Annotated in this window: 10 protein-coding genes and 1 tRNA gene; 3 read left to right on the top strand and 8 right to left on the bottom strand. The window is 61.0% G+C overall.

The annotated features are described in order from the left end of the window. Nucleotides 1-79: 79 nt before the first annotated feature. The 3 genes from NKI95_RS14280 to dapA all read right to left on the bottom strand — a co-directional run bounded on the left by NKI95_RS14280 (nt 80) and on the right by dapA (nt 2,301). Nucleotides 80-808 (bottom strand): GH25 family lysozyme, encoded by a 729-nt coding sequence (locus NKI95_RS14280; RefSeq protein WP_352717458.1) that lies wholly within the window; start codon nt 806-808, stop codon nt 80-82. A 106-nt stretch (nt 809-914) separates the two neighbouring features. Continuing rightward, nucleotides 915-1,394, bottom strand: coding sequence for an SsrA-binding protein SmpB (gene smpB / locus NKI95_RS14275; RefSeq protein WP_023768487.1), 480 nt, complete (start codon nt 1,392-1,394; stop codon nt 915-917). A gap of 25 nt (nt 1,395-1,419) precedes the next feature. Further along, nucleotides 1,420-2,301 (bottom strand): 4-hydroxy-tetrahydrodipicolinate synthase, encoded by an 882-nt coding sequence (gene dapA / locus NKI95_RS14270; RefSeq protein ID WP_352717457.1) that lies wholly within the window; start codon nt 2,299-2,301, stop codon nt 1,420-1,422. 328 nt (nt 2,302-2,629) lie between these two features. Between dapA and NKI95_RS14265 the strand changes: the two genes are divergently transcribed. Together NKI95_RS14265 and NKI95_RS14260 are read left to right on the top strand one after the other, a co-directional pair. Then, a complete protein-coding gene (locus tag NKI95_RS14265) occupies nt 2,630-4,663 on the top strand; it encodes a lytic transglycosylase domain-containing protein (protein ID WP_352717670.1) in 2,034 nt (677 codons plus the stop codon). A 158-nt stretch (nt 4,664-4,821) separates the two neighbouring features. Next, on the top strand, nt 4,822-5,715 hold the full coding sequence (locus tag NKI95_RS14260; protein WP_352717456.1) for an alpha/beta fold hydrolase: 894 nt from the start codon (nt 4,822-4,824) through the stop codon (nt 5,713-5,715). A gap of 319 nt (nt 5,716-6,034) precedes the next feature. Here the strand turns inward: NKI95_RS14260 and NKI95_RS14255 are convergent, their stop codons facing one another. From NKI95_RS14255 to NKI95_RS14240, 4 genes are all read right to left on the bottom strand, one after another. Further along, the gene (locus NKI95_RS14255) at nt 6,035-7,093 is read right to left on the bottom strand and encodes a tyrosine-type recombinase/integrase (protein WP_502908357.1); all 1,059 of its coding nucleotides are present in this window, start codon (nt 7,091-7,093) and stop codon (nt 6,035-6,037) included. Nucleotides 7,094-7,332: 239 nt separating this feature from the next. After that, nucleotides 7,333-8,511, bottom strand: coding sequence for a porin (locus NKI95_RS14250; RefSeq protein ID WP_352717455.1), 1,179 nt, complete (start codon nt 8,509-8,511; stop codon nt 7,333-7,335). A gap of 134 nt (nt 8,512-8,645) precedes the next feature. Then, a complete protein-coding gene (locus NKI95_RS14245; RefSeq protein WP_352717666.1) occupies nt 8,646-8,888 on the bottom strand; it encodes a GIY-YIG nuclease family protein in 243 nt (80 codons plus the stop codon). Nucleotides 8,889-9,107: 219 nt separating this feature from the next. Next, nucleotides 9,108-9,198, bottom strand: a tRNA-Ser gene (locus NKI95_RS14240). Nucleotides 9,199-9,647: 449 nt separating this feature from the next. On the opposite strand from NKI95_RS14240, the gene NKI95_RS14235 reads away from it, so the two are divergent. Continuing rightward, a complete protein-coding gene (locus NKI95_RS14235; RefSeq protein ID WP_292660091.1) occupies nt 9,648-10,799 on the top strand; it encodes a porin in 1,152 nt (383 codons plus the stop codon). Between the two features lie 267 nt (nt 10,800-11,066). Here the strand turns inward: NKI95_RS14235 and NKI95_RS14230 are convergent, their stop codons facing one another. After that, nucleotides 11,067-12,719, bottom strand: coding sequence for a tetratricopeptide repeat-containing sulfotransferase family protein (locus NKI95_RS14230; RefSeq protein WP_352717454.1), 1,653 nt, complete (start codon nt 12,717-12,719; stop codon nt 11,067-11,069). Nucleotides 12,720-12,727 lie beyond the last annotated feature (8 nt).

Genomic DNA, 12,727 nt, shown 5'->3' with positions numbered 1-12,727 from the left:
ATGAATAGCCACGTTTGCGAAGGCTTCGTCGTTCCGTCTTTCGCGCCACTGAGGGTGCTCTCGTTGGACAGGAATAGCGTCAATCCGACGACATCTCTTCAGGCGCTGCGGCAAACAATGCGGCCAGCGTCGCCGGGCCGCCTTGGAGAACATTCAGGTCGACGTCGCCGCTGATGCCGTCGACGCGGCCCCGGTTGTGGTACTGCCAGTAGATCCAGTCGTCATGGCCCGGCCGCAGCGCCAGCGAACGCAGCCAGCGCGGCCGGCCGGCTAGCTGCCCGGCATAGGCTTGCGCCGCCTCGTCGGTCACATAAAGGATCGCCGTCTTGCCGAACGCCGCCTCGACCGGGCCGAGGAAGGCGGAGAGTTCGGCGCTCAGCTGTTCGGGGGTTGGCCGCTGCGGGCAATTGCCGCCGAACTCGATGTCTACCACCGGCGGCAGCAAAGGCTGATCGTGCGGCACCACCGAGATGAAGTTGCGTGCCTGATCCGCACCCGGCCTGCAGAAGGTGAAGAAATGATAGGCACCGACGGCAAGGCCGGCAGCGCGGGCCGCGCGCAAATTGGCGGCGAAGGCATCGTCGACATGGTCGCCGCCCTCCGTCGCCTTGATCACGGCGAAAGCGACATCGTCGGCGGCAACACGCCGCCAGTCGATCTGCCGCTGATGATGGGAAACATCGATGCCCCTGACCGGATATTTGCCGCGGTCCGGAGAAAACGTCTGGAAGTAGGTATAGCCGCCGGCCAGGACGAGGCCCGCCAGGAGCAGACCGGCCGCGCCCCACAAGACGATCCGGTTTTTCAACAGAGACCTATCGCTATTGGTCCGCCCTGCCCGCCGCTATGGCTCCGGACGTTCGCCGCTCGAAAAGCCAAATCATTGGCTTTTCGTCCGCTTCGCGGACTGCTCCTCACCCTCGCTCCTTCAGCAGCCGGCCCTTCTCGCGCGACCAGTCGCGCTGCTTTTCGGTCTCGCGCTTGTCGTGCAGCTTCTTGCCGCGGCCAACGGCGAGCAGCAGCTTGGCACGACCCTGGTCGTTGAAGTAGATCTTCAGCGGCACCAGCGTCATGCCTTCGCGGTCGACGCTTTGCGCCAGCTTGGCCATCTCGCGCTTGTTGAGCAGCAGTTTGCGGCGGCGGCGTGGCTCGTGGTTGAAGCGGTTGGCCTGCAGGTATTCCGGCAAATAGGAGTTGATCAGCCAGATCTCGCCGCCCTCGACCGAGGCGTAGCTGTCCTGGATGTTGGCCTGGCCCTGGCGCAGCGATTTCACTTCGGTGCCGGTCAGCACCAGGCCGGCCTCGATCGTGTCGAGCACCTCATAGGAAAACCGCGCCTTGCGGTTTTCCGCAACGGTCTTGTTGTTGGGATCGGCTTTTCTGACTTGATTCATGATGCGGAGAGGTGGCGCCTCATCCCTAGTTTATCAAGCCGGCGTGCTTCATCGCCGCGTCGATCTTCTCGGCGGTCGACGGCTCGACCGTCATCAGCGGCGAGCGCAGCACATTCTCGACCTTACCCAGTTTCGACAGCGCATATTTCGCGCCGGAAACGCCGGGCTCCATGAAAATCGCCTTGTGCAGCGGCAACAGACGGTCCTGCAGGTCGAGCGCCTTGGCGCTGTCACCGGAAAGCGTTGCCTCCTGGAATTCAGCGCAAAGCCTGGGCGCGACATTTGCCGTCACCGAAATACAGCCGACGCCGCCATGCGCGTTGAAGCCCAGCGCCGAGGCGTCTTCGCCGGAGAGCTGGATGAAATCCTTGCCGCAGGTGGCGCGCTGCTCCGAAACCCGCTCGACCTTGCCCGTGGCATCCTTGACGCCGACGATGTTCTTGAAGTCGTGCACCAATTGCCCCATCGTCTCCGGGCTCATGTCGATCACCGAGCGCGGCGGAATGTTGTAGATGATGATCGGCAGGCTGGTCGCCTTGGCGACGGCGGCGAAATGCGCATAGAGGCCGCGCTGCGTCGGCTTGTTGTAATAGGGCGTGACGACAAGGGCCGCGTCGGCGCCCGCCTTCTCGGCATACTGGACCAGGCCGACCGCCTCTTCGGTGTTGTTGGAGCCGGCGCCGGCGACGACCGGAACCCGGCCCTTGGCGACCTCGATGCAGACCTTGACGACCTGGCGGTGCTCGTCATGCGACAGCGTCGGCGACTCGCCGGTGGTGCCGACCGGGACCACGCCCGTCGTGCCTTCGGCGATCTGCCAGGCGATAAACGCGCGAAAGGCTTTCTCGTCGAAACGGCCGCTCTTTTCGAACGGTGTAACGAGCGCGGTCAGCGAGCCTCTCAGCATGTCGTCCAACTCCTTGGGACTAGCGCATGACCCCGAAAATCGCAGTCGATTTTCGGAAAGGATCATGCGCCAAATTTAAATTGCTACAGCGTCCTTTGCGCGTCCTGAGAAGACGCGCGGCGCTGTAGGTGTTTGTCGTGCGCGCCTTCTAGCCGAAAGCGAAGCGGCGCACCATAGTCTCGACATTGTTGCGCGGCAAGCATTGCGCCGGCAATTGCAATTCGAACGACCTCGACAAGGTTTTCTTTACGGGCCCTTCATCACAGACGAATAGGCTTCAGTTCATCTGTGTCTGTTGTAGCGTCGAAGAACGGGGATGATCAAATCCATGCCGACCAGGCGGCCTCATCTCTTTGCGCTTCTCGGCGCGATCGTTGTGCTGATTCCCGGCGCCGCGATCGGCAGCAGCGTCGATGTGCAGGTCACGTCGGCGATTCCGATGACCGAGCCGCAGAACGATGCGCTGCAGCAGTCGCCGTCCGCCAGCGTCGCGGCGCTGAAGAGCGGTCTCGATGCGCTGGCGGCAAGCGACATTCAGCGCGCGCGCCAGGTGCGCGAGGCGCTGCCGGCCAAGTCGCTCGACCGGCACATCCTTGCCTGGGCGATTGCGCTCTATGGCGGCGACCAGGTGCCGAGCGGCGACATCGCCGACGCCGCGAAGATGCTGCCGAACTGGCCGGGCACGATCGCCTTGCGCAAGAACAGCGAACGCGCGCTCTACCGCGAGAACCCCGCGCCACAGGTGGTGGTGCGGGCGTTCGATGGCAGCCAGCCGCTGACCTTCGAGGGCGTGGTGATCCTAGCCCGCTCCTATGTAGCGCAGGGCGATACCAAGGCGGCGCGCTCGGTGCTGTCGCCATTCTGGCGCACCGAAAAGCTCGAAGCCAGGGACGAGGCGGCGGTCATCCGCGAGTTCGGCGCGCTGATCCCGGCCGCCGACCATCGCTTCCGCATGGAGCGCATGTTTTATGCCGACCGGGTCGCTTCGGCGCTGCGCGTCGCCGGGATCGCTGGCGCCCAGCAATTGGCCGATGCCTGGGCGGCAGTCACCAAAGGCGACAAGAACGCGGCCAAGCTGCTGAAGGCGGTGCCGGCAGCGCAGCGGGCGGCGGGCTATCTCTTTGCCGAAGCCGAATATCTGCGCAAGCAACAGAAATTTTCCGACGCGGCCGCGCTGGTGCTGAAGGCGCCGGGCGATCGCGACGCGCTGGTCGATCCGGATGCCTGGTGGGTCGAACGCCGGGTGCTGTCGCGCGAGCTGGTCGACCAGGGCGACATGAAGACCGCCTACAGAATAGTCGCCGCGCATGCCGCCGAAAGTGCCGCCAATGCTGCCGAGGCGGAATTCCATGCAGGCTGGTACGCGCTGCGCGGCCTCAACGACCCGAGCACCGCCGCCAAGCATTTTGCGCGAATCGCGGAGCTCGCCCAAGGACCGATGTCGCTGTCGCGCGCCTATTATTGGCTCGGCCGCGCCGCCGAACTCGGCGGCCCCGGCAATGCCAAGGATTATTTCAGCCGTGCCGCCAGCTACGGCACGACCTTTTACGGCCAGCTTGCCGGCGAGCGTGTCGGCCGGCAGACCCTCAACATCGTCTACCCCCAACCAAGTGCCGCCGATCGCCAGAGTTTTGCCACCCGCGAGGCGGTCAGCGCCATCAAGCGGCTGCAGCAGGCCGGCTATGACCGCTATGCCGAGACACTCTACCGCGACCTCGCCGGGCAGCTGAACAACCCCGGCGAACTGGCGCTGCTTGCGGCGCTGGCGGAAAGACAGGGCAACCATTTCATGGCGCTGAAGGTCGGCAAGATCGCCGGCGCCCGCGGCATCGATGTCGGCGCGCTGTCGCATCCGCTCGGCGTCATTCCCGACACCGCCAACATTTCCGGTTCGGGCAAGGCGCTAGCCTATGCGATTGCTCGCCAGGAAAGCGAGTTCAACATCGGCGCCGTCTCCAGCGCCGGCGCGCGCGGACTGCTGCAGCTGATGCCAGGCACCGCCAAGCAATTGGCGAAGAAGGCCGGCATGACGTTTTCTCAAGCCCGGCTGACCACCGATGCCGGCTACAATGCAACTCTGGGCGCCGCCTTTCTCGGCGAGCAGCTCGGCCGTTTCGACGGCTCCTACGTGCTGACCTTCGCCGGCTACAATGCCGGCCCCGCCCGCGCTGCCCAGTGGGTCGCGAAATACGGCGACCCGCGCGGCAAGGACGTCGACGCCGTTGTCGACTGGATCGAGCGGATTCCCTATACGGAAACAAGAAGTTACGTTCAGCGCGTGATGGAGAATTACGAGGTCTACAAGATGCGTATCTCCGGCAAGTACGATATCGTCGGGGATCTGGTGAACGGCCGGGGGTGACGACCGGGCTTCAAGCCAAGTCAGGCTGCGATCCTTCGCGCCGCCCTCTGTCCTGCCGATGTCTCGAAGATTCTCAGCGTCGACGCTTCGATTTGACCGTCTCTGCCATCGCCTGTAGCAGTCGGGAACGATCCGGCGAGTGCGAGGAAGCGGTCCACATGCCAACCGAGCAGGGTTTTTCCGATTTCTTCTACGCCGCGCCGGACGGGCTGTGCCTGCACGCCCGCATCTACGGCGAAGCGAATTCCGGCCGCTGGCCAGTCGTTTGCCTTCCCGGCCTGACCCGCAATTGCCGTGATTTTCACGATTTGGCGCTTTATCTGTCGACGCAGGCCAGGCGTAAGGTTGTTGCTTTCGACTATCGCGGGCGTGGGCAATCCGCCTACGATGCCGATATCGGCCATTACAATATCGGCATCGAAGCGGGCGATATTCTCGCCGGGCTGGCAGCACTTGGCATCGAGCAGGCTGGCTTCATCGGCACCTCGCGCGGTGGACTGATCATCCATGTGCTCGGGGCGATGCGGCCGGCCGTGCTGAAGGCCATCGTCCTCAACGACATCGGCCCGGTGATCGAGGCGCAAGGTCTCGCCCATATCCGCTCCTATGTCGACCTCGCGCCAAGGCCGAAGACGTACGCGGAGGTGGTCCGCGACTTGCGCAGCACCCATGGCGCGGATTTTTCGGCGCTGACCGATGCGGATTGGGAGCGGATGGCGTCAGCCCTTTACCGCAAGACCGAGGAAGGGTTGTTGCCCGATTTCGATTCGAGATTGGTCGACACGCTGGCCGGCCTGGACCTCTCCTCGCCGCTGCCCGACCTGTGGCCGCAGTTCGACGCGCTGGCGGCGATCCCGTTGCTCGTCATACGCGGCGCCAACTCGAAGCTGCTGTCCGCCGAAACGCTCGAGCAGATGCGGACGCGCCATACCGATATCGAGACGATCACCGCCGACGACCAGGGGCATGCACCGTTTCTCGAAACCGGCGGCCTGCCGGGCAAGGTCGCTGGCTTTTTCGATCGGGCGGAGCGACGGGGTGGCGGGAAGTAAAGCTCGACCGAGTGAAGTAATTCACGCGCAGGGTTTGCGTCGATCAAAGCATTCCGACGGCCGTTGACAGTTCCGTTGGAATTAGCGGTGAAATAATTTTATCGATGTTGGCGCTGCCCCTCATCCGCCTGCCGGCACCTTTTCCCCGTATGGCGACGGGGAGAAGGGGCTAGCCGGAACGCTGGCGACTAGCGAAATCTTTCGCGAGGGTACCTTTCTCCCCGTCACTATACGGGGAGAAATGCCCGGCAGGGCAATGAGCGGCAGCGCTAACCTGAAGCAACTGCCCTGAAACCCAATGCCAGATCCACCCAAACCGTCAGGATTTGGCGCTTCTCTTCGCGGGCTTTGGGGCCTTGCTTGCGGCCGGCTCGCTTTTTGGTTGCCGCCTTGGCGGAGGTGGAGAAGACAAAGCGCTTGCCCCGCCGCTGTCCGCGCCACTGCACCGCGGCGTCTCCAGCACGGTGACGCAGCCGTCGAGGTCGTTGGTGGCCAGATGGGCGTAACGCATGGTCATCGACAGCGTCTGATGGCCGAGCCACATCTGCACGCGCCTGATGTCGATACCGCCCTGGACAAGACGCGAGGCACAAGTATGGCGCAATATGTGCGGCACGACCTGATCGTCGGCGCCAAGCCCGACTTCGGCCTTGGCATCGTTCCAGATAGCGCGAAACTGCGCCTGGCTGAGCTTGGTGAACGGGCCTTTGGGCCGGCGGCCCTCGGTGGCCGGCAGCTTGATCACTTCTTTTACCCGCTCGGTCATCGGGATGGTGCGGCTGCGGCCGGATTTGGTGATCCAGAAACTGACGCGGTGCTCCTGGATATCGTTCCAGATCAAGCCCAGCGCTTCGCCGAGACGGCAGCCGGTGTCGACGAGAAAGACGGAAAGCCGATAAGCGTCCTCGCTGCGGCTTTTGATGGCGGCGAACAGCCGGGCCTCCTCGTCTCTTTCGAGGAAACGAATCCGTCCCGCCCGCTCCTTCTGGCGGCGGAACTCGGGCAGGCTGTGGATATCCCCCATCTTATGAGCCTTGCGCAGCAGTTTGCTGAGGGCAGCCATCTTCCGGTTGATGGTTGCGTTGCTGTTGCCGCGCTGGCGCAAGGTGCCGATAAGGTTGTCGAGGGTGCTTTGGTCAAAGGCGCTGAAACGCTCCCCAAGGAGGATCTCGTCTATTTCGCCGATGAAGGAGCTGACATTGTATTTATGCCGCCCATCATCCCAAAGTATGTCCCGGTATACTGAAAACAGTTCTCCGATCCTGTGCGACTTTACTTCTCGTATCTTGTTATAACTGTATTTTATCTTTGCAGTTTGAGAAGAAAACATCGAAAAATGATCAGAGGTTCCTCCCTCTTGAATCGCATCATTCGTCATTATTCGCCACACCCCCGAGTGGATAGGCCTAGACCTACCTGCTTGGCGGTGCCCTTTCAAGAGTTTTAAGCGTTGCGGCCGATTTCATCCACCAGTTGGCGGATCCCAACGACATCGTTCCACAACCCTGTTCAGCTACCGAACCCCCTTTCCTTCTGTTTGCCTACCAGTCGCGAAAACAAAAACAGCCCGGACGTTTAAGCGCCCGGGCTGGATTTCACTTGCTTTAAGTCCAGCCCTTAGAACGAGCGCTGGAAGCGGAGGATACCGCCAACGGCGTTTTTCTTGTCGCCCGGGATGCCGGTCCAGTTGTATTCATAGCCGGGCAGCGAGTCGCTATCGATGTGATGGCTGTTATGAGCCCAGTCCACTTCGGCCGTGATCACCAGGCCGGGAACGATTTCGTATTTGATATTGGCCGCGACGCCAGCTTCCTTGGCTTCGTCATACGACGCCTGGAGGTTGAACGTGGTCTTCTCGTTGATGGTGTAGGCACCACCACCCCAGACTGCCCAGTTACCGCCCCACTGCTTGTAGTAGTTGCGCGGGAGGTTGTCGTCAGAGCCGTAGCCGGCCATCAAGAACAGCGACAGGTTCTGCATCGGCGTCACGTCGAGGCGAACCTTGCCGGCCCATTCTTCGAGGCTGCTGTCATAGGCGACAACACCGCTGATGGATCCCCAGCCCTGCGTGTACTTCACGCCGCCAACTACATACGGAACATAGCTGTCGATCGAGTCGTGACCGAGATTGAGGGCGCCGCCGTCAACGACAAAGCCTTCACCGGTTTCCAACGAAGCCACCGCCGAGAAGCCGTTGCCGGCATCGAAGTAGTACTGGACGACATTGGTGTCGAAGCCGCCGTAGGGAACGATCGTATCCTGGATGACGTCGCCGGCGTAGCCAGTGAACGTATTGAAGGCCGTTTCGTCCTTACCGACGCGCAAACCACCGAGCTGGATCCAGGCGAAGTTCAGCGAAACGCCTCTGCTGCCAAAGTTGGAAAAGAGGGTGTCGTCATAGTGACCCGTTCCCCAGTTGAAGCGGGTCTCGGTGTAGGTCTTCAAGGTGCCCATCTCGGTTTCCTGGCCGGTGTAGGTCCTCAGCGTGAAGCGAGCCTGTTTGTAGTAGCCGTCGTTGACGTTGTCTTCGCCATCGAGGGCATCCGACAGGTCCTGGTACCTGGCGCCGTCGAACGAGCCAGCCTGGCCGGCGGAGATGTCATAACGGACGTAGCCGCCGATGCGCAGGCAGATTTCGGTGCCGGGGATGTAGAAGTAGCCAGCGCCGTAGACGTCGCAGATCTTGACGTATTCAGCGGGTTCCGGCTCGGCGACGACGACGGCGTCGGCGGCGCGCGCACCGGAAACTGCGACCAGTGCCGCAGCGGAGCCGAGAAGAAGGCTCTTGATGTTCATTTTCTGACCTCCAGTCAGAATCGAACCAAAGTGCGGAATTGGCGCCGTGTGTTTCGGTAGTAAGTATCTGGGATTGCGTCGTTATTTCGGAAAATCGTTGATTTTTGTGAGATCACGTGAACAGCCGCAGACGTTCACCAGAGGCGTTTGCTGGCAAACGCATGCCCGGAACCGGATTTGAGATAACGCTCGAATGAAGTCGCCTTGGCTTGGTTCGAGAAGGCGATACAGGTCACGACCCGCCACGGCAGGAATTTGGACGTATGGCTGGATTTTCCGGCGTTGTGCTCGGCGACCCGTCGCTTCAGGTCCGAGGTCACACCGATATAGCGTTCGCCTTCCGCGCTCTTGCTTTCCAGCAGGTACACATACCACACGAACCGGCCTCCCTCGCCAAGGCATCGGAGTACATCCTCCTTTGCAAGGAAGGATATGCCAACCTGATTTTGCAACCGTTCCAAGAGGTTGCAGTCCTCCTTCGCCACGGCTTCGGAGGGCATCCCGCTTCGCGCGGAGAGGGTTTCGCTGGACTTGTCCTGCGAAGCGCGCAGCGCGAAGCAGGATGGCCTGCCACCCGAAGCCCGCAGGGCGAAGGGTGGCGGAGAGGATGGGATTCGAACCCACGAGAAGCTTTTGACCTCTACTCCCTTAGCAGGGGAGCGCCTTCGACCACTCGGCCACCTCTCCGTTGCGCCGGTGGATAAAGAAAAGCGCCGGCACAATCAACAAGCTGGCGCTATTATCCTTGAAAAATCGACCCTTCGCCAAAGCGCCGCCCAGCGATGTGGCGATTCTGCGGCAATTCCCTGGTTCGCGACTCGGGCCATGGTCACATTTCGGGCCGACCATCGCCGGAATCCGCCGTTTGCAACGGCTTGCGAAGGGGTGTTGGTTAACAGGAGCTTTCGGAGTGAGGCCAAATCGTGTCATTTGTGCAACAACGCCGGGGTATAGCGCCAACACAAACCTTTTGCCGGTACGATCGTGGTTGAACGCCGCCGTGTCATGGGTAATGTCGGGTTTGAAGGAGCGGCGCGGTGCGCATCTTTTTCGGTAGTGGGGATGGGGCAGGGAACGCTGTCCTTCAGCAAAGAATACCCAGACCCGTTTTTTAACTTTTGACTGGAGGTCAGAAAATGAACATCAAGAGCCTTCTTCTCGGCTCCGCTGCGGCACTGATCGCAGTTTCCGGTGCGCGCGCCGCCGACGCCGTCGTCGTCGCCGAGCCGGAACCCGCTGAATACGTCAAGATTTGCGACGTCTACGGCGCTGGCTACTTCTACATCCCCGGCACCGAAACCTGCCTGCGCATCGGCGGCTACGTCCGCTATGACATCGGCATCGGTGACGTCGGCTCATTCGACGGTGCAAAGACCACCGATCAGCAGGACGGCGACTCGCAGGATACCTACTACAAGCACGCCCGCTTCACGCTGAAGACCTGGACCGGCCAGGAAACCGAGCTCGGCACCTTGAAGACCTACACCGAGACCCGCTTCAACTGGGGTAACCACAACGATTACCTTGATGACAACTTCAATGGCGGTACGAGCGTTTCGCTGAACTTTGCCTGGGTCCAGCTTGGTGGTCTCCGCGTCGGTAAGGACGAATCGGCCTTCGATACCTTCATCGGCTACGCCGGCAACGTCATCCAGGATACGCTGGTCCCCTACGGCGGCTTCGACACCAACGTCGTCCAGTATTACTTCGATGCCGGAAACGGCTTCTCGGCCGTGGCTTCGTTGGAAACCGGTTCGGGCAGTGCCGCTGCGGATCCTGGCATTTTCCAAGACAGCAACAGCGGCAATGATTCCATCGACAGCTATGTCCCGTATGTCGTCGGCGGTATCAAATACACGCAGGGCTGGGGCTCGATCACCGGTGTCGCCGCCTATGACAGCACCTGGGAAGAGTGGGCCGGCAAGGTTCGCGTCGACGTTACGCCGATACAGAACCTGACACTGTTCCTCATGGCCGGTTACGGTTCGGACGACAACATCGACCGCAACTTCTACAAGCAGTGGGGCGGCAACTGGGCAGTCTGGGGTGGTGGCACCTACACCATCAACGAGAAGACCTCGTTCAACCTCCAGGCGTCGGTTGACGACGACAAGAACTACGGCGTCGCCGCGAACGTCGCCTACGATATCGTTCCCGGCTTCACGATCACCGCCGAAGTCGATTGGGCCCACGACGGTCAGTTTGATAAAGCCTACGATCGCAACTGGACCAATGCCGACGACAAGGACAGCATCGGCGGCATGCTCCGCTTCCAGCGCTCATTCTGACAATCCGAGCCTGACTGAAATCCAAACCCGGCGGGCAACCGCCGGGTTTTTGCATCGGGGAACGCAGCTATCAACTCTCGATGCAAAAATGCGGCTGCGGCCAAGACCGATCGCAGGGCTGGGCGATTGCGATGCTCGCTGTGCCCGCTTGTTCAGACGTGCAAGAAATAAAAACGTTGTTCCGATCTGAAGGGCTGGCCTACAGGGTCGACGGATCTCGGCAGCAAGTCACGGTCAGCCTCGGCCTGTCGAACGCAACCCACTTCTTCAAAGTTCGGCCAAATCGCCCAAGGCGTCAATCAGCGGCTGGATTGTGCTCTCATATTTTTTCCAGCGCTTGACGGATGAGCTATAGATCGGCTGCCGCACCTGCCAGCGACTGAGCGTGTTGACCGAACCGCCCTTGTCGAAAAAGCGCAGGCAGGCATCGTCCCAGGGCAATCCAAGATGATCGATGAGACGGCGGGATTGAGCCTCCTGATCCGCAACCAGCGTTTCGTAGCGGCTTTCGAAGATACGTCCGGGAAAGATCTTGTCCCAATGCCGCATCAGGCGATCATATTCCCGGTAATACAGTCCGAGAGTCTCAAGGTCGGCGTTGTAGCCATGCTCCTTGTTGAACCTCAAGACGAAGCACGAGACGCAATTGTCAATGGCATCGCGGCGGCAATGAATGATGCGCGCGTTGGGAAAGAGAATTCCGATCAAGCCGACAACCTCGAAATTATGAGGCATCTTGTCGACGATGCGGAGCGCGCCTGGCGCGTGTTGACGCAGATAGGACAGATATTCCTCGGCCAGCGCCCTCGACTGATCCCGCGTCATCGACATGATCGAACTGCGCAAGGCCTCATCCGGCTGCGTTCTGAAACCCATCAAGCCCGCCATTCGACGCAGCTTCGTGAGTTCCCCGGCGCCATGGACATCCGGATGGCTCGCGCAGATCTGCTCCGTCAGCGTCGTCCCCGACCTGGGCATGCCCAGCACAAACACAGGCACTTCGGACGGACTGCCGTGGCCAGCCTTGGCTTCCAACAGTGACGGGCTGAATATCTCGATCATGGAATCGATTCTGCGGCGGAATGACTCCAGATCGAAAGCATCGCCAGCGGCCTTTTTTGCCTTCTGGAAGTGATCCATCGCCTCATCATAGCGCTCGAGATCGTTCAGCACTTTGCCAGCGGCATGATGGAGTTGAGATGCAACATCCGGGTTGAGCTTGGGATTGGAGAGTTCACGCAGGATAGAACCGAGTTCCTCAGGCTTTCCGGTGAACTTGCGCGTGTTGACCAGGCTGTCGTAGGCCGCACCAAGATCGACGCGACGTTCTATTGCCTGATCGAGATAGGCTCTGGCTTCGTCCATGCGGCCGAGGCTGGTGAGCGCACCAGCCAGACCAATCCGGACCATGGGATGGTCGCCATTGATCTTTAGCGCCTTCTCGTAAAGGGGCAAAGCCATCTCGGCCTTGTCGAAGTTGACGTAGGCACGCGCCAGTCCGCAAAGCGCTTCCACCAGATCGGGCTTCAATTCGCAGGCGCGCTGCAAGTGCCTGATCGCAAGCAAGCTGTCGCCAAGCTTCAGACCGGCCTCTCCCAGGCTAAGGTGGAAATATGGATTTTGAGGCGTCTGGCTTACTGCCCGCGCAAAATATTTGAGAGCCAACTCATCGTCGACTCCGAGCCCCAACGTGCCGAGGATGTAGAGCGAAAGCGGGTGGTTGGGCGTGCGGGCGAGAACGCGATGGCATAATTCCTCCGCCTCCGGGAGCCGCTTGGCTTGCTGAAGTTCGAGCGCCTGTCGCAGCAGCATGTCGTCAGCTTGCGCGCGCGAGGGCGATTTCACTTTCGACGGCTGCACTTTCGGCGCCGAACGGGACTTTATGTGTTTGGACCAAGCGGGCGGCAGTCGGTTGCTCATCATGTCTC

This window comes from Mesorhizobium sp. M0306 (genome assembly GCF_040321655.1).
Taxonomy (GTDB): Bacteria; Pseudomonadota; Alphaproteobacteria; order Rhizobiales; family Rhizobiaceae; genus Mesorhizobium.
Note: the sequence above shows the minus strand (reverse complement) of the source record. Positions and strands in the feature narration are given on the sequence as shown.